Origin of the sequence: Paeniglutamicibacter gangotriensis Lz1y (genome assembly GCF_000348945.1) — a bacterium.
Lineage (GTDB): Bacteria > Actinomycetota > Actinomycetes > Actinomycetales > Micrococcaceae > Paeniglutamicibacter > Paeniglutamicibacter gangotriensis.
This window is the reverse complement of the sequence record NZ_AOCK01000004.1, coordinates 103,250-118,839: the sequence shown is the minus strand read 5'-3', so window position 1 is coordinate 118,839 and position 15,590 is coordinate 103,250. Positions and strand designations below refer to the sequence as shown.

14 protein-coding genes are annotated in these 15,590 nt (G+C 63.9%); 10 read left to right on the top strand and 4 right to left on the bottom strand.

What is annotated here, in order from left to right; genetic code table 11:
* Positions 1-334: 334 nt before the first annotated feature.
* The 3 genes from acs to ADIAG_RS07915 all read left to right on the top strand — a co-directional run bounded on the left by acs (position 335) and on the right by ADIAG_RS07915 (position 3,936).
* Positions 335-2,320 (top strand): acetate--CoA ligase, encoded by a 1,986-nt coding sequence (gene acs / locus ADIAG_RS07925; protein ID WP_007270826.1) that lies wholly within the window; start codon positions 335-337, stop codon positions 2,318-2,320.
* A 116-nt stretch (positions 2,321-2,436) separates the two neighbouring features.
* Positions 2,437-2,889, top strand: coding sequence for a type II 3-dehydroquinate dehydratase (gene aroQ / locus ADIAG_RS07920; RefSeq protein ID WP_007270825.1), 453 nt, complete (start codon positions 2,437-2,439; stop codon positions 2,887-2,889).
* A 45-nt stretch (positions 2,890-2,934) separates the two neighbouring features.
* On the top strand, positions 2,935-3,936 hold the full coding sequence (locus ADIAG_RS07915; RefSeq protein WP_007270824.1) for a DUF2332 domain-containing protein: 1,002 nt from the start codon (positions 2,935-2,937) through the stop codon (positions 3,934-3,936).
* Positions 3,937-3,951: 15 nt separating this feature from the next.
* Here the strand turns inward: ADIAG_RS07915 and ADIAG_RS07910 are convergent, their stop codons facing one another.
* The gene (locus ADIAG_RS07910) at positions 3,952-5,136 is read right to left on the bottom strand and encodes a MarP family serine protease (protein WP_007270823.1); all 1,185 of its coding nucleotides are present in this window, start codon (positions 5,134-5,136) and stop codon (positions 3,952-3,954) included.
* A 208-nt stretch (positions 5,137-5,344) separates the two neighbouring features.
* Between ADIAG_RS07910 and ADIAG_RS07905 the strand changes: the two genes are divergently transcribed.
* Positions 5,345-6,022, top strand: coding sequence for a Crp/Fnr family transcriptional regulator (locus ADIAG_RS07905; protein ID WP_007270822.1), 678 nt, complete (start codon positions 5,345-5,347; stop codon positions 6,020-6,022).
* A gap of 126 nt (positions 6,023-6,148) precedes the next feature.
* Here the strand turns inward: ADIAG_RS07905 and ADIAG_RS07900 are convergent, their stop codons facing one another.
* From ADIAG_RS07900 to ADIAG_RS21185, 3 genes are read right to left on the bottom strand one after another with little or no spacing between them, the layout of a single operon-like run.
* A complete protein-coding gene (locus ADIAG_RS07900) occupies positions 6,149-7,084 on the bottom strand; it encodes an NUDIX hydrolase (RefSeq protein ID WP_007270821.1) in 936 nt (311 codons plus the stop codon).
* Positions 7,085-7,121: 37 nt separating this feature from the next.
* Entirely contained in the window at positions 7,122-7,598 is a 477-nt protein-coding gene (locus tag ADIAG_RS07895; RefSeq protein ID WP_007270820.1) for a RidA family protein, read from the bottom strand.
* A 21-nt stretch (positions 7,599-7,619) separates the two neighbouring features.
* Positions 7,620-7,775 (bottom strand): DUF4177 domain-containing protein, encoded by a 156-nt coding sequence (locus ADIAG_RS21185; protein ID WP_085940363.1) that lies wholly within the window; start codon positions 7,773-7,775, stop codon positions 7,620-7,622.
* 37 nt (positions 7,776-7,812) lie between these two features.
* Here ADIAG_RS21185 and ADIAG_RS07890 point away from each other — a divergent pair, with 37 nt between their 5' ends.
* The 6 genes from ADIAG_RS07890 to ADIAG_RS22105 all read left to right on the top strand — a co-directional run bounded on the left by ADIAG_RS07890 (position 7,813) and on the right by ADIAG_RS22105 (position 15,587).
* Positions 7,813-10,182: a transglycosylase domain-containing protein gene (locus ADIAG_RS07890; RefSeq protein ID WP_152426095.1), complete on the top strand. Its 2,370-nt coding sequence runs from the start codon at positions 7,813-7,815 to the stop codon at positions 10,180-10,182.
* 4 nt (positions 10,183-10,186) lie between these two features.
* Positions 10,187-11,140 carry a metallophosphoesterase gene (locus tag ADIAG_RS07885; RefSeq protein WP_007270818.1) on the top strand — a complete coding sequence of 318 codons (954 nt, stop codon included), beginning with the start codon at positions 10,187-10,189 and terminating at the stop codon, positions 11,138-11,140.
* Between the two features lie 90 nt (positions 11,141-11,230).
* Positions 11,231-13,063, top strand: a complete 1,833-nt coding sequence (locus ADIAG_RS07880) for an ABC transporter ATP-binding protein (protein ID WP_007270817.1) — start codon at positions 11,231-11,233, stop codon at positions 13,061-13,063.
* Complete coding sequence (locus ADIAG_RS07875) at positions 13,060-14,868, top strand: ABC transporter ATP-binding protein (RefSeq protein ID WP_007270816.1); 1,809 nt, start codon at positions 13,060-13,062, stop codon at positions 14,866-14,868. Before ADIAG_RS07880 ends, ADIAG_RS07875 begins: the two co-directional genes overlap by 4 nt.
* A gap of 36 nt (positions 14,869-14,904) precedes the next feature.
* On the top strand, positions 14,905-15,303 hold the full coding sequence (locus ADIAG_RS22110; RefSeq protein ID WP_321162812.1) for a methyltransferase domain-containing protein: 399 nt from the start codon (positions 14,905-14,907) through the stop codon (positions 15,301-15,303).
* Positions 15,300-15,587, top strand: coding sequence for an ammonia monooxygenase (locus tag ADIAG_RS22105; RefSeq protein ID WP_235045861.1), 288 nt, complete (start codon positions 15,300-15,302; stop codon positions 15,585-15,587). The genes ADIAG_RS22110 and ADIAG_RS22105 overlap by 4 nt, the downstream gene beginning before the upstream one ends.
* Positions 15,588-15,590 lie beyond the last annotated feature (3 nt).

Genomic DNA, 15,590 nt, shown 5'->3' with positions numbered 1-15,590 from the left:
GGGACCGATGCTCAGCGGCGGGACTACCTCCAACCCTATCCGCGCAACGGGCCTTCGGAGGCTATTTGGTGCACGATGAAGGCCACCGCGTTGACCCCGGCACGGTCCTCGAGGCAAACAGCGATCCATCGCTACCGCCGGCCGCGGCCCGCGCGCTGGATAGGGAGCCGCGGCACCCCTCCCGGAGCCCAAACCATTGAACGCGTGAATCCGCCGCTCAACGCACAAACACCACCCTCCACTGTCATACTTGTGACGGGCCACACCCTGCTGCGGCCGAGGGCTGTAACCTGAATCACAAGAACCCTATTTTGCTGTTGGAAGGACCATTATCGTGTCGGACATCCACACTCCTACGCTGGACAACCTCTCGCATGAGACCCGCTCTTTCGCCCCGAGCATCGAATTCGTGGCCAACGCCATCGGTAAGCCCGAACAGTATGAGGCGGCTCAGGCCGATCGCCTGGGCTACTGGGCGGACACGGCCCGCAAGGTCTTGACCTGGGATACCGACTTCACCGAGGTCCTTGACTGGTCCGAGGCACCGGTTGCCAAGTGGTTTGCCGACGGCAAGGTCAACGCCGCATACAACGCGTTGGACCGCCACGTCGAAAACGGGCTCGGCGACCGCGTCGCGATCCACTTCGAGGGCGAACCGGGTGACACCCGTTCCTATACTTATTCCCAGCTCACGACGGCCGTGAAGCAGGCGGCCAACGCGTTTGAGTCGCTCGGCGTCGCCAAGGGCGACCGCGTGGCGGTCTACCTGCCAATGATCCCGGAGGCCGTGATCACCATGCTGGCCTGCGCCCGTATCGGCGCGATCCACTCGGTGGTCTTCGGCGGCTACTCGGCCGACGCCTTGCGCTCCCGCGTCGATGACGCGCAGGCCAAGCTCGTGGTCACCGCCGATGGCACCTGGCGCCGCGCCAAGCCCTCGGCACTGAAGCCAGCCGTCGACGAGGCCCTGGCCGCCCCCGGCCACAGCGTGCAGAACGTTCTCGTGGTCAAGCGCAACGGCCAGGACGTGCAATGGAATGATTCGCTGGATCACTGGTGGTCCGACGTGGTGGATACCGCTTCGACGGAGCACACCGCGGTGGGTCACGAAGCCGAGCACCCGCTCTTCGTGCTCTACACCTCCGGCACCACCGGCAAGCCCAAGGGCATCATCCACACCACCGGCGGCTACCTGACCCAGGCCGCGGCCACACACCGCGACACCTTCGACCTGCACCCCGAATCCGATGTGTTCTGGTGCACCGCCGACATCGGCTGGGTCACCGGCCACACCTACGTCACCTACGCCCCGCTGATCAATGGCGCCACCCAGGTCATGTACGAAGGCACCCCGGACTCCCCGCATCAGGGCCGTTGGTGGGAGATCGTGGCCAAGTACGGGGTGACGATCCTGTACACCGCCCCGACAGCCATCCGCACCTTCATGAAGTGGGGCCGGCAGATCCCTGACTCCTACGATCTGTCCTCGCTGCGCCTGCTCGGCTCGGTGGGCGAACCCATCAACCCCGAGGCGTGGATGTGGTACCGCAATGTCATCGGCTCCAACAACGGGCCGAACGGTGAAAAGAAGGAGCACCCGACCCCGATCGTAGACACCTGGTGGCAGACCGAGACCGGGGCGCACATGATCGCCCCGATGCCCGGAGTCACCTCCACCAAGCCCGGCTCCGCGCAAACACCGGTCCCGGGCATCACCGTGGACGTGGTTGATGAGATGGGCGAGTCCGTGGGCAACGGCGAGGGCGGCTTCCTGGTCATCCGCGATCCATGGCCGGGGATGCTGCGCGGCATCTGGGGCGACATGGACCGGTACAAGGAGACCTACTGGTCCCGCTTCGAGAACATGTACTTCGCCGGGGACGGTGCCAAGAAGGACGAAGACGGGGACATCTGGCTGTTGGGCCGCGTGGATGATGTCATGAACGTCTCCGGGCACCGGCTGTCCACCACCGAGATCGAATCCTCGCTGGTCGCCCACCCGTACGTGGCCGAGGCCGCAGTGGTCGGGGCGAAGGACGAGACCACCGGCGAGGCAGTGGTAGCGTTCGTGATCCTGCAGATCGAGCCGGAGGCCGGCGAGGATGTGGTCGCCACGCTGCGCAACCACGTCGCCAAGGACATCGGCCCGATCGCCAAGCCGCGCCACATCCTGGTGGTCCCGGAACTGCCCAAGACCCGTTCGGGCAAGATCATGCGCCGCCTGCTCAAGGACGTCGCCGAGGGCCGTGAGGTCGGGGACGCCACCACGCTGGCAGATAACACCGTGATGACGCAGATCGCGGACTCCATGCGCAAGTAATTGCTGCGCCAGCGGGTGGGGAAAGGCCAACGGGCCCTTCCCCACCCGCTGTCATTTAACGCGAAACCGGCGCACCGCCGCACCGCAGCACCGCCACGACTGCCTAAGCTGGGAGCATGAGTGAAAACACCCCCGCGCGCATCCTGGTCCTGAACGGACCCAACCTGAACCTCCTGGGCACCCGGGAACCGGAAATCTACGGCCACCAGACCTTAGAAGATGTTGAGGCGCTATGCCGGGCCACCGGTGCGCAGGCAGGCTACGAGGTCGAATTCCTGCAGTCCAACCACGAGGGTGTGCTCATCGACGCGATCCACGCCGCGCGCGGGCAGGTCACCGGCATCGTGATCAACCCGGGGGCCTTCACCCACACCTCGGTCGCGATCGCCGACGCCATTTCCGGGGTGGCGCTGCCGGTTATCGAGGTGCACATCTCCAACGTGCACACCCGCGAAGCCTTCCGCCACCATTCCTACATCTCCCCCGTGGCCGCCGCCATCATTGTGGGAGCTGGCACCAACGGCTATGTTTTGGGCATGCAGCAACTCATCCACCTCGCCGGGAAGTAAACCCACCGACCCCGGCACAGTTCACCCTCGAGGAGGGACGCGGGCATGGGAACCGAAGCCACACCGGATATCGAAATTGCCGCGCTATACCGCCAGTATGCGCAGCGCTGGTTCGCCGGGCACAGCGAGTTGTACCGGCAGTGGGCCGACGGCGTGGCCTCCAGCCGCAGCCTGCTGGCTCTGCTTCAGGGTTTGCCCGAAGCCAAGCGCCAACCCAACCTGATTTTTGCTGCGGCACGCTTCCACGGGTGCCCGGATGTTCCGTTCCGGTCCCTGGAGGAGTACCTGCTGGAGCACTGGACCCAAATCCGCACGATCATCCTGAGCCATGCCACCCAGACCAACGAGGCGGCACGCTGCGCCACACTGCTGCCGGCCTTGGGACTGATCGCCGCCCAGGAGCAGCGCCCGCTGGCGTTGATCGAAGTGGGGTGCTCCGCGGGCCTGTGTCTGCTGCCGGATCTGTACTCGTATTCGTACGACGGCGCCGCTCCGCTGGGCACCGGCTCCCCGCTGCTGGAGTGCGCCACCACCGGGTCCCCGCCGTTGCCGGCGGCACTGCCGCAGATCAGCTGGCGTGCCGGGGTGGACCTGTTTCCGTTGGACGGCACCGACCCCGATACCGTGGCGTGGCTGCGGGCGCTGATCTGGCCGGGGCAAGAGGCCCGGGCCCGGCGCCTGGATCAGGCGTTGGACACCCTGGCAGCGTTGGCGGCAGGGAAGCTGTCCGGCCATGCGGGTCCGCCGCAGGTGCTGGCCGGTGATTTGAATGAAAAGGTCGCCGAGCTAGTTGCCGCAGCCCCGCCGCAGGCCGTCCCGGTGGTCATGCACTCGGCGGTGCTGGCCTATCTGGACCCGGCAGACCGCACCCGCTCTGCCCACACCATCGCCTCGCTTGACTGCCGCTGGCTCTCCAACGAGGCGTTCTTCATGGACTCGGCCAACCTCACGGCCGGGGTATCAGACAGGCAATATTTCACGCTCGCGCTGGACCGGGTTCCGTTGGCCCACACCGGGCAGCATGGCGACCAGCTGCACTGGCTCTGAGTCCGACGAGACGCCCTAATGCGGGGAGCAGGCGCCGGTGGGAACCGCTTCACGGATGCTCTTGGAGTCGGCGATGGCCTGGTTGACCTCATCGAGGGCCAGCGCGTAGCCCACCTCAGCGCCGCCCTTGGCCTTGGCGAAGACCACCCCGACGACCTTGCCGCTGGCGTCGAGCAGCGGCCCACCCGAGTTGCCCTGTTGAACTTCGCCCGCCAGCTGGTAGATGCGCAGCGGACTGGGCTCGGCCCCGTAAATGTTTTGAATAGCGACGGTGCTCAGAGATTCGACAACGGCACCCATTGCTTCGAAGGATCCACCGCCCGGGTAACCCAGGAACGCCGCAGTGTCCCCGCGTTGCAGGTCCTCGCCGCGTTCCAGCGGTTCCAATCCCAGCTCCGGGACTTGGAGAACCGCTAGGTCGGTCACCGAATCGAAGTACACGACGCTGGCCGGGAGCACCCGTCCGTCCTGCGTGGTCACCGAGGGCTCGTTGATTCCTGCCACCACATGGGCATTGGTCATGACTCGGTCCGGCGCGAAGACGAAGCCGGAGCCCGATTGGTTCACGCCGCATGCGTAGGCGGTGCCGATGATCTTCACCACCGAGTCAGCAGCCGCCTCGACACCCGAGCCCAGAGATTCGACCTCGGGAACCTCGGCTTCGATCTGGGGTGCAAAGGGTTCGAAGAGCTCGGGAATGGTTTGACCCATGACCTGGGCGCGGGCCTCGGTCACGAATTTCGTGATGGGCTTCGGGGTCCAGGTCTGGATGGTGGACAGCACCCGTGAATCGGCAATCTGCTGGGACACCCAGGGCACGCCCATCGTGGCCGCGGAAAGCGCGATTGCTGAGATGACAAGGGCAGCCATCACGGTGTTCGCGATGCCGCCCAGTAACCTGTCGAAGGACTTAAGTACCGGGAAGTTCAGCCATAAGCGGATTCTGGCGCCGATAGCCATGCCGATCCCCTGGCCGATGAGGATGAACATCAATCCTGAAGCCACAATCCAGAAAATCCGCCACCCGGGGTTGGTCACCCAGGTGGAAACCAACGGGATTCCGTAAAACGCGGCGATACCCCCCGCGAGGAATCCAATGATGGCCCCGAGCGTGACGAAGAAGCCTTTGCGCAGGCCAGAGGCCAAAAAGCTGATTAAAGAGATGAGGAGGATCCAGTCCAACCACGTCAATCCCAGCATTGAGTTTTGACTCCCGATCCTCTTGCCGCGCCAGCGGGCCTCACACTAAGCCCCGCGCACTGTCCGCTGCACCGAGTCTAGTCGGGACGGAGATACATTTCCCGCGATTCTAACCACATTTGGCCCTATATGGCGTGTGGAAGCTGTCACATGGGCCAACCGTACGGCACAATTAGGTGAGCGCTAACGACAGTTGACAGGAGATTTTATGGACATCGAGGTATTGCGCCGAGCACCACTCTTCGCTTCATTGAGCGACGAGGTGTTCTCTGCATTGACTGAAGAACTAACCGAAGTGGATCTTTCCCGTGGTGCCTCCGTGTTCCGCGAGGGTGACCAGGGCGATCAGCTCTACTTCATCATTTCGGGCAAGATCAAGCTGGGGCGCACCTCCACCGACGGCCGTGAAAACCTCATCGCCGTGCTGGGCCCGGGCGAATTGTTCGGCGAAATGGCACTGTTCGACCCCAGCCCGCGTAACGCCACCGCAACTGCGGTATCCGAAACGCGTCTGGCCGGCCTGCGCCACGAAAACCTGCGCAAGGTCATCTTGACCAGCCCGGAGGTTTCGGTCCAGCTGTTGCAGGCATTGGCTTCGCGCCTGCGCCGTACCAACGAGTCGCTCGCCGACTTGGTCTTCTCGGATGTTCCGGGGCGCGTTGCCAAGGCATTGCTGGATCTTGCCGATCGTTTCGGCCGTCCGGCCACCGACGGCATCCTGGTCGCACACGAGCTGACTCAGGAAGAACTGGCCCAGTTGGTCGGCGCCTCGCGCGAAACCGTGAACAAGGCCCTGGCCGAGTTCGTGCAGCGCGGATGGTTGCGTCTTGAAGCACGCGCCGTCGTGATCCTGGACATCCAGCGTCTGCGCCAGCGTTCACGCTAGAAACGCACCGGTGCACTAACGAGTGTGGCGGGGTCCCCCTTTACGAAGGGGAACCCCGCCACACTTGTTTAAGCCTTCATCCCTCGGCTCGGACGCGAGCAGCTGGATTCCTCGTGGCTCTGGTCCTTAGCGCCCGCGGCCTTTCCCGCCGCCTTCGGCAGCGGTGGTGGTCGTGACATCCAGATAGAACTTTCCACCGACCTGAACGAGCTCGGGGTGGTAACTCTTCAATTCCCGTCGCACCGAGAGGTAAGCCACGGTCCCGCGAGCCGAGGCGATCTTCTCCAAAATGACCTCCACGGCCGGGGTCGTTTCCATACTCAGCGGCAGACCGCGGGTATCCGGTTCATTCACCTCGTCGCCCAGCGCGGTGGTGGCACGCTGTTCGATGACCTCGGAAGCCACCTTCCATCCTGCCCACACACCTTTGCCCCGCAGGAGCGAGGGCTCTTGGCGGACCGGAAGCGCCGCGGCAAAGTATCGGGTATCAAAGCGACGCAACGCAAAATTTGGGGAGATCCAATGCGACAGCGGCCGCAGGAGATCTGTGCGCAGGCGCAGCCCACGCTTGATGAGCACGTCACTGAGTGTCTTGTCTTGTCCGGCCACGGCCTCGCGCACCGCCATCCAGTCCTCGCTGTCGCAGTTTTCCACCACGGAGAGCTCATCGGTGCCGGCCAGCAGCACCCCGCTCTCTTCGAAGAGCTCACGGATCGCGCAGACGATATGTGCCCGGACCAGACGCTGATCGAGGATTCCCAGACGCTTTGACCATTCGGACAGGCTCGGCCCGTACCAAGGGATTTCGGCCTCGTCGTCGTTTTCCAGGCTTCCGCCGGGAAATGCGACACTCCCGAGCGGGGAACCACCCGGACGATATCCAAGGTAGGTTTCGACACCGTTGGGGGTGTCCCGAATCAACACCACGGACGAGGCCCGACGGGCAGCCCGGGGTGTGCGGCTCCCGAAGGAAACCCAGTTTTCCGCAGCATCGTTTTGCCCCGGGGGAAGATCGAAAAGACGGCGCAGCAGCCCCGTGGACGGATTGCGTGGTTTCGTCACGGGCCTCACATCCTCGGGGCCGCCATCATCGTTCTGGTTACGCAAACTCAACGATCAGTTCGACCTCAACTGGCACGTCCAGTGGCAGCGCCGCAACGCCGACGGCGGAGCGTGCGTGCAGGCCCTTGTCACCAAGAACCTCTCCGAGGAATTCGGATGCACCGTTGACGACTGCCGGCTGGCCCGTAAAGGACGGATCGGAAGCGACGAAGCCAACGACCTTGACCACGCGGACAATGCGATCCAGGTCCCCGATGACGCTTTTAACTGCCGCCAGCGCGTTCAGCGCGCAGACCTGGGCCTGGCCCGCTGCGACCTCCGCCGTAACCTCGGCTCCGACTTTTCCCTTCACTGTGAGTTCCCCGTTAATAAATGGCAGCTGGCCGGAGGTGTAAACCAGGTTGCCTGTGATGGTCGCCGGCACGTAGGCGGCCACCGGTACGGCCACCACCGGAAGGGTGTGACCAAGTTCACTGAGGCGTGTTTCGATGGCTGAAGAAGTCTCTTGTTGCATGTGTATATCTCGTTTCTTTACTTAGGCCTTGGGCCGCTTGAGGTAAGCGACAGGAGCATTTCCATTGGGGCCGGGGACGACGGTAACAAGCTCCCAACCGTCCTCTCCCCACTGGTCCAGGATCTGCTTCGTGGCGTGAATAATGAGTGGCAATGTGGCGTACTCCCATGTGGTCATAACCGATACGTTAGCGCGTCCTTGTAAACTAGTGGGCATGGCAGCTAAAAAGTCCCCTTTTTTTGACACGGCTACCACCCTTGGCAAGATCGTTGCCTTCTTTGGGGTGAGCGCACTGTGTGGAGTCCTTGCGGCAGGACTCATGGTCCCCGTCGCATCATTGGCCGGCAGTGGTGCCACGGCCGGAGCAGAGGTGTTCAACGCACTGCCCGCTAGTTTCAAGGGCGAACCGATCGGCCAGCCCTCCAAAATTCAGGCCTCCGATGGCACGACCATCGCCACGTTCTATTCGGAGAACCGCCAGCCGGTCAAGCTGGATGAGATTTCTCCGATCATGCGCAAGGCCATCGTCGCTATCGAAGACGAACGCTTCTACGAGCACAACGGCGTCGATATCCGGGGCATTGCCCGCGCCGCCGTGCACAACTTCACCTCGTCGTCTCAGCAGGGCGCTTCCACGCTCACCCAGCAGTACGTCAACAACCTGCTGATCAATGCCGACTCCGTCAATGGTGTGGATCGTTCCCAGATGACGATTTCGGGTTCCAAGGACATTGCGGACAAGGCCCGCGAGGCCAAGCTGGCGATCTCAATCGAGAAGGAAATGACCAAGGACGAGATCCTCGAGGGTTACCTGAACCTCGTGCTCTTCTCCGGCCGCAACTACGGCATCCAGGCCGCGGCGCAGCGTTTCTACTCGATTGACGCCAAGGACCTGAACCTGCAGCAGTCCGCGATGCTCGCGGGAATGGTGCAGCTTCCCAACGCCTACAACCCGGAGACCAGCCCGGAACGAAGCCTGAAGCGTCGAAACACCGTGTTGGCTGCCATGCTGCGCACCGGTGCCATCGACAAGAAGGCCTACGACAAGGCCGTGAAGTCCAAGCTGGACCCCAAGCCGCACCATGTTAAGTCAGGTTGCATCGCTGCCGATGACGCCGCCTACTTCTGCGACTACGTCACCCAGCTGATTACCACCAACGCGGCGTACGGCAAGACCAAGAAGGACCGCGAAAACCTGCTGTACCGTGGCGGGCTGACCATCAAGACCACCTTGGACACCAAGCTGAACAAGAAGGCAGCCAAGGACGCCCGCAAGGCCATCGACCCGAAGGCCAACGAAGACGTCTTCGCCTCGCTTGTCTCCGTCGAGCCCAAGAACGGCAACATCGTTACGATGGCGCAGAACACCACCTACGCTCCCAAGGCCGAGGGCAAAAACGGCAACACCATGTACAACTTTGCCGTGGAACGTTCGCTGGGCGGTGCCGGCGGTTTCCAGGGCGGTTCCACCATGAAGCCGTACACCACCATGGCGTGGCTGGAGTCCGGGCACCACATGTACGACAAAGTCAATGCCGCCACCGACAAATATCCAGAGTCGTTCAAATGGAAGGCCAGCTGCCTTCCCCGGGGATATGCGGTCGCAACCGGCGGCTGGCCAGTCAACAACGCCTCGGCTGGCTTCAAGCGGACAATGACCGCGGACATCGGCCTGTACTGGTCCATCAACACGGCCACCGTCAAGGAAGCCTCCATGTTGGACCTCTGCGACATCTCGCAGGCCGCATCCCGCTTGGGTGTCGTAGACCAGGACAACTACAAGGATCTGAAGACCGGCGAAAAGACTACGGTCGCGCAGCCCATCAGCCCGAGTGACCCGTCGTTCATCCTGGGTTCTGCCAATATCACCCCGCTGGCCCAGGCCTCGGCGTTCTCCACCTGGGCCAACAGGGGCGAACGTTGCGAGCCACGTGCTCTGACCTCCGTTACCGATGCCACGGGCAACAAATACAAGGTCCCACCTGTCAGTTGCGAGCAAGTCATGAGTTCACAGGTCGCCGCGGACATGAATGGCACGATGAAGAAGATCGCGACCAACCGTGTATCCAAGGGCCGCGTTTCCGGACCGATCGCCGGAAAGACCGGTACCAACAACTACGCTTCTTCGACCTGGTTCGTGGGTTACAGCACCGGCATCTCTACCGCTGCCTGGGTCGGACGACTCGAGGGCAAGGCCGGCGAAAAGAAGAACGAAATGCACGGTGCCACGATTAACGGCAAAAGGGCCCCCTGGATGGTCGACTCCTCCACGTACGCCGCCCCGTTGTGGGTGGACTTCATGGAAGAAGCCGTCACCGAGTTCGAACGCAATTCCTTCGGCCAGGCCAAGTCGGCTCCCAAGCCGCCTCCGAAGCCCAAGTCCGAGTCGAAGGACGACGACAAGGATTCCGAGTCTTCCAAACCGTCGAAGTCCAGCGATTCGAAGTCGAACGATTCGAAGTCGAACGATTCCAAGTCGAACGATTCCAAGAGCGATAAGTCCAAGGACAGCTCGAAGGACAAGTCCAAGGGCAAGTCGGAGAACAACTCCTCCAAGCCGTCGAAGCCGAAGAAGGACGACTAGTTCCATGGTGATGACTCCTTCACTGGCCAAGGTGGCCTCACGCACTGCCCGTGGGGCCGCTTTGGCGGTTGGTGCCGGTGTAGCTTCGGCCGGAGTGCTCTTCGGGTACGGGCTAGGCCAAACCACCAAGTTCATACTCCGGAAAGAAACTCTGGCACTCCTGCCCGAGGGGTCGACTCCGATCCGCATCCTGCATCTGTCCGACATCCACATGGCCCCCCAGCAGGAACTCAAGCGGCGTTGGCTGCACTCCCTGGCGGACCTGCAACCCGATCTGGTCGTTAACACGGGCGACAATTTGGGGCACCAGAACGGACTTGATGCGCTGGTCACCGCGTTGGGGCCACTCATGGCGTTTCCCGGAGCCTTCGTTCCCGGGTCGAATTGCTACTTCGCCCCGCGGCCCAAGAACCCGTTGCGCTACCTGGCCAAGTCTTCGCACGTTCCACGCAACTCCCCCAAGCACCAGTTGCCATGGCGCCAAATGCACAGCGCCTTCGGTGCAGCTGGCTGGGTGAATCTGACCAACAAGAACCACTCCATGGTCGTGAACGGGACCCGACTGGAATTCACCGGCGTCGATGACCCGCATCTGGGGCTAGAGCGTTTTGCCGGGTGGCCCTCGGGTTCTGTCTCCTCCAGCGCCGCACCGCACCTGCGGATCGCGCTCTCGCACGCTCCGTACCAGCGGGTGCTGGACACCTTCACGGATGCCGGAACCGACTTGATCTTGGCCGGGCATACGCACGGCGGACAGGTCTGCATCCCGGGATACGGCGCAGTGGTGACCAATTGTGATTTGCCGACATGGCGCGCCAGCGGCCTGACCTATTGGGAGCATGCAGGAAAGAGCACGCCGCTGAACGTGTCGGCAGGCATCGGCACCTCACGGTTCGCACCGGTGCGCATTGCCTGCCCGCCGGAAGCTATTTTGCTCACCTTGACCGATGGTTCCTGACCCGCCGGCGTCCGATTGAATAATCCCAACCCCACGCTGTAAGGTAATTCTTGTAGCGAATTGGCGCTCTGGGATTGAGGTCGGACACTGGTGGCAGTACAACAAGGACACTCCCCCGCAGCGGGCACGCCGTCTCTGGGTGCAACGTTCGCCCGACTGCTTCCCCTGGTCAAACCCATCCTGCCTCGGTTGTTCTTCGGGTTCCTCTGCGCGCTCGCGGCAGGCATCGTGGCATTGACCATTCCGCAGGTGCTCGCATGGCTGGTGAACAACGTCCTGAACCCCGAGGGGCAGGGCTCCGAAGTCTGGTCGGCGGTGGCCTTGGTCGGCGGGCTCGGCGCGCTTGAAGCCTTGCTGGTGTTCCTGCGCCGACAATTTGTGATCACCCCTGCGGCACGCCTGGAAACCCAGATGCGCGTTCGCTTCTTCGGCCACCTGCAGCAGCTCCCCGTGGCCTTCCACGAGCGCTGGGGCTCGGGCCAGCTGCTCTCCAGGTCCATGTCGGACTTGAGCCTGCTGCGCCGCTGGCTGGCCTTCGGCGCCATGATGTTGGTGGTCTCCACCGTCACGGTGCTCACCGGCTTGACCCTGATGTTCATTTCCAGCCCGGTGCTGGGCGCCATCTACCTGGCCGGGGCCATCCCCATCACCATCAAGGCCTTCCATTTCCGCAACAACTACCGCGCCGCCAGCCGGCTGAGCCAAGACCAGGCCGGCGACCTGGCCACAGCGGTGGAGGAATCGGTCCATGGCATTCGCGTCATCAAGGCCTTTGGCCGCGGACGGCACATGTACGACGGCTTCAACTTCCGGGCCAAGGCGCTGCGCGACACCGAGGTCTCCAAGGCCAAGACCCTGGCCGGCTTCATCCTCTTTGTGGTCGCGATCCCCGAGACCACCTTGGGCCTGGGCTTGGCCGCCGGGCTCTGGCTCGCGGCACAGGACCAGCTGAGCGTCGGCGCGCTGGTCGCCTACTTCGCCACCGCCACGGTGCTGGCCGGCCCGGTGGAGAACATGGGCATGCTCATGGGCATGACCCTGACCACCAAGACGGCGCTGGATCGCCACTTCGAGGTCATGGACACCGAAAACACCATCACCACACCCGAGGAACCGGCATCCCCGTCCACCCAACGCGGTGACCTCGAACTGCGCAACGTCGTCTTCCGCTTCCCCGACACCCCCGGCAGTGCGGCACCCACGCTGCGCGGCATCAACCTGCACGTGCGGCCCGGGGAAACCATGGCGCTGGTCGGGATGACCGGTACCGGCAAGTCCACGCTGCTCCAATTGGTCCCCCGGCTCTACGAGGCCACCGAAGGCCAGGTGCTCATCGACGGAGTCGACGTGCGCGACCGGGATCTTCTGGAACTGCGCCGCGATGTCGCCGTGGCCTTCGAGGACACCATCTTGTTTTCCGCCTCGATCCGGGACAACGTGCTGCTCGGGGCACCGGCGCTGGAGCCCGGCGAGTTGGAGACGCTGCTCGATTCGGCCATCGAAACCGCGCAGGCCGGCTTCGCCCGGCAGCTGCCCCACGGCCTGGACACCGTCATCGGCGAAGAAGGGCTCTCGCTCTCCGGCGGGCAGCGCCAGCGCATCGCCCTGGCCCGCGCCATCGCCGCCAAGCCGCGCGTGCTGGTGCTTGACGACCCGCTCTCCGCCCTGGATGTGCGCACCGAGGAAACGGTGACCGAGCGGTTGCGCGCCACCCTGGCCGGCACCACCACGTTGATCGTGGCGCACCGCCCCTCCACGGTGGCCCTGGCCGACCGGGTCGCGCTGCTGCAGGACGGGTTGATCCACGATGTGGGCACGCACTCGGAACTGCTGGGTCGCAACGCCCACTACCGTTACGTCATCGCCAGTCTCGAGGACGAGGAAACCAACTCCATCCCCCGGCCAGGAGGAATGCAGCCATGAGCCAGTACGCCGGCGTCGCCAACGAGGACTCCATCAACCTGTCCAGGTCCGAACGCAAGCGAGTGCGCACCCGTTCGTGGAAGCTGCTGGCCGCCCTGGCCGGCACCCAAAAGCCGATGTTGGCCCTGACCCTCGTGCTGGTGGTGGTGTCCAACCTCGCCCGCGTCGCCTTCCCGCTGCTCATCGCCTGGGCCATCGACTGGGGCCTGCCACAGGTGCGCAACGGCAACTGGGCTGCCCTGGGCATCACCGGAGGCGCCTACGTGCTGGCGGCCATCACCGCCGGGTCCCTGTTGGGCTGGTACATCCTGTGCACCGCCAGAATCTCCCAGGCGATGCTGCTGGATCTGCGGCTGGACGTCTTTAGGCACACCCAGCGCCTGAGCCTGGAGTTCCACGAGAACTACACCTCGGGCCGGATCATCTCCCGGCAGACCTCGGATTTGGAGACACTGCGCGAACTGCTGGACCAGGGGATCTCCGAACTGGTCTCCGCCGGGGTCTTTGTGGTGTTCACCTTGATCTCCATCTTCGTACTCGACTGGCGCTCCGGGCTGGTGGTGCTGGTGACCGCCCTGCCCATCTGGCTGCTCTTTGGCTGGTACCAGAAGCGCTCCGAGCTGGTCTTCCGTGAATCCCGGGTGGTCTCGGCCCGCGTCATCGGTTCCTTTGTGGAGACCATGACCGGGATCCGCGCGGTGAAGGCCTTCCGCAAGGAAAAGTCCAACGATGCTGCCTACTCGCAGATCGCCGGCGAATACCGGGACAACTCGATCCGCTCCATCAACCTCTTCGGCGTGCTTCAGCCCTCGCTGGTGCTCATCGGCAACCTCGCGGTGGCAGCGGTGCTGGCCTGGGGTGGTTTCCGCATCCTCGACGGAGAACTGGGCGTCGGGGTGCTGGTGGCCCTGCTGCTGGCCACCAATCGGGTGTTCCAACCGGTGGAGAACATTGCCATGTTCTACCAATCGCTGCAGTCGGCAACCGCCGCACTGGAAAAAGTCTCCGGGCTGCTCGAAGAAGCACCCACCGTGGTGGAACCGGCCAAACCGCAGCCGTTGGAACACGCCGCCGGGGCCCTGGAATTCACCGACGCCGTCTTCGGCTACGGGGACGGCCCGGTGATCATGGAGAAGTTCGACCTGGCCATCCCGGCGGGCCAGACCATCGCCGTGGTCGGACAGACGGGTGCCGGCAAGTCCACCCTGGCCAAGCTGATCGCCCGCTTCTACGACCTGCGCTCCGGCACGCTGTCCATCGACGGGGTCCCGATCGAGCAAATCGCCAACAACGACCTGCGTCGGCATGTGGTCATGGTGACCCAGGAGGCGTTCCTGTTCTCCGGGACGGTCGCCGAGAACATTGCGTTGGGCAAGCCCGGTGCCACCATCGAGGAGATCATTCTGGCCGCCCGCGCCGTCGGCGCCCACGAATTCATCACCGCGTTGCCCGAAGGCTACGACACCGATGTGAACAAGCGTGGTGGGCGGGTGTCCTCCGGGCAGCGCCAGCTGATCTCCTTCGCCCGGGCCTTCCTGGCCGACCCTGCGGTGCTGATCCTCGATGAGGCCACCAGCTCGCTGGATATCCCCTCGGAACGTGCCGTGCAGCGTGGACTGCAGACGCTGCTGGGCAACCGGACCGCGCTGATTATCGCGCACCGGCTCTCCACCGTGCAGATCGCCGACCGGGTGCTGGTGGTCCACGACGGCAAGATCGTCGAGGACGGCTCCCCGGCCGAGCTCATCGGTTCCGAGGGGCGCTTCGCCGCCCTGCACAGGGCCTGGCGCGAGTCGCTGGTCTAGGAGTGGGTAACCAGCACGGGCTGCCAGACTTTGTCCGTGCACCCAACCAGGGCCTGGATCCGGAACTCTACGAGATCGAAAACCTGGCGCTGGATCTGGGGGAACCTGGTCTGGGATGCGTTGGATGCTTTGGCTCCGTGGGCCGCCAAGAGCATCGTGGATTTGGGCTGCGGGACCGGGTTCTGGCTCCCCCGCTACGCCAAGAGCGCCCACACGGTCATCGGGGTGGAAACCGGTACCAGCTTGCTGGCCGCGGCCCGGGCACGGACCGGCGCGGCCGTGGTGCTCCATTGTTCGGCCGAACACCTGCCGCTGGCCGTGTTGATGTCATCCACGCCAGGTTCGCGTATTTCTTTCCGTCGGCTACCAACCACTGCACTGCCGGACTGGCCGAGGCCCTGCGGGTGCTTCGGCCCGGCGGGTCACTCATCGTGATCGACAACGACCACCGCCACGGGGAGTTCGCGGCCCTGCTGGCGTGCAGCTCCCGGGCGGGGTCCCAGGGCCACGACGAGTACATCCGGCGGTGGTCGGCCCAGGCCGGCGCCCAACGCCACGAGGTGATGAGCAGCTGGAGCTTTCAGAGTCCCGGGGATCTGGGCCGGGTTTTGCGCATGGAGTTTCCGCCCGAGGCCGTGGAACCATGGCTGCAGCAAAACCCGGGGCGCACCGAATTGTCCTACGGGTACGTGCTGTATCACCTGCGCCGGGGCGCCTAGCCA

Bases quoted from the DNA above. Each gene is read 5' to 3' on its own strand.
- aroQ (WP_007270825.1), top strand. From the start codon at position 2,437: ATGAGTGAAAACACCCCCGCGCGCATCCTGGTCCTGAACGGACCCAAC.
- ADIAG_RS07915 (WP_007270824.1), top strand. From the start codon at position 2,935: ATGGGAACCGAAGCCACACCGGATATCGAAATTGCCGCGCTATACCGC.
- ADIAG_RS07910 (WP_007270823.1), bottom strand. From the start codon at position 5,136: ATGCTGGGATTGACGTGGTTGGACTGGATCCTCCTCATCTCTTTAATC.
- ADIAG_RS07905 (WP_007270822.1), top strand. From the start codon at position 5,345: ATGGACATCGAGGTATTGCGCCGAGCACCACTCTTCGCTTCATTGAGC.
- ADIAG_RS07895 (WP_007270820.1), bottom strand. From the start codon at position 7,598: ATGCAACAAGAGACTTCTTCAGCCATCGAAACACGCCTCAGTGAACTT.
- ADIAG_RS21185 (WP_085940363.1), bottom strand. From the start codon at position 7,775: ATGACCACATGGGAGTACGCCACATTGCCACTCATTATTCACGCCACG.
- ADIAG_RS07890 (WP_152426095.1), top strand. From the start codon at position 7,813: ATGGCAGCTAAAAAGTCCCCTTTTTTTGACACGGCTACCACCCTTGGC.
- ADIAG_RS07885 (WP_007270818.1), top strand. From the start codon at position 10,187: ATGGTGATGACTCCTTCACTGGCCAAGGTGGCCTCACGCACTGCCCGT.
- ADIAG_RS07875 (WP_007270816.1), top strand. From the start codon at position 13,060: ATGAGCCAGTACGCCGGCGTCGCCAACGAGGACTCCATCAACCTGTCC.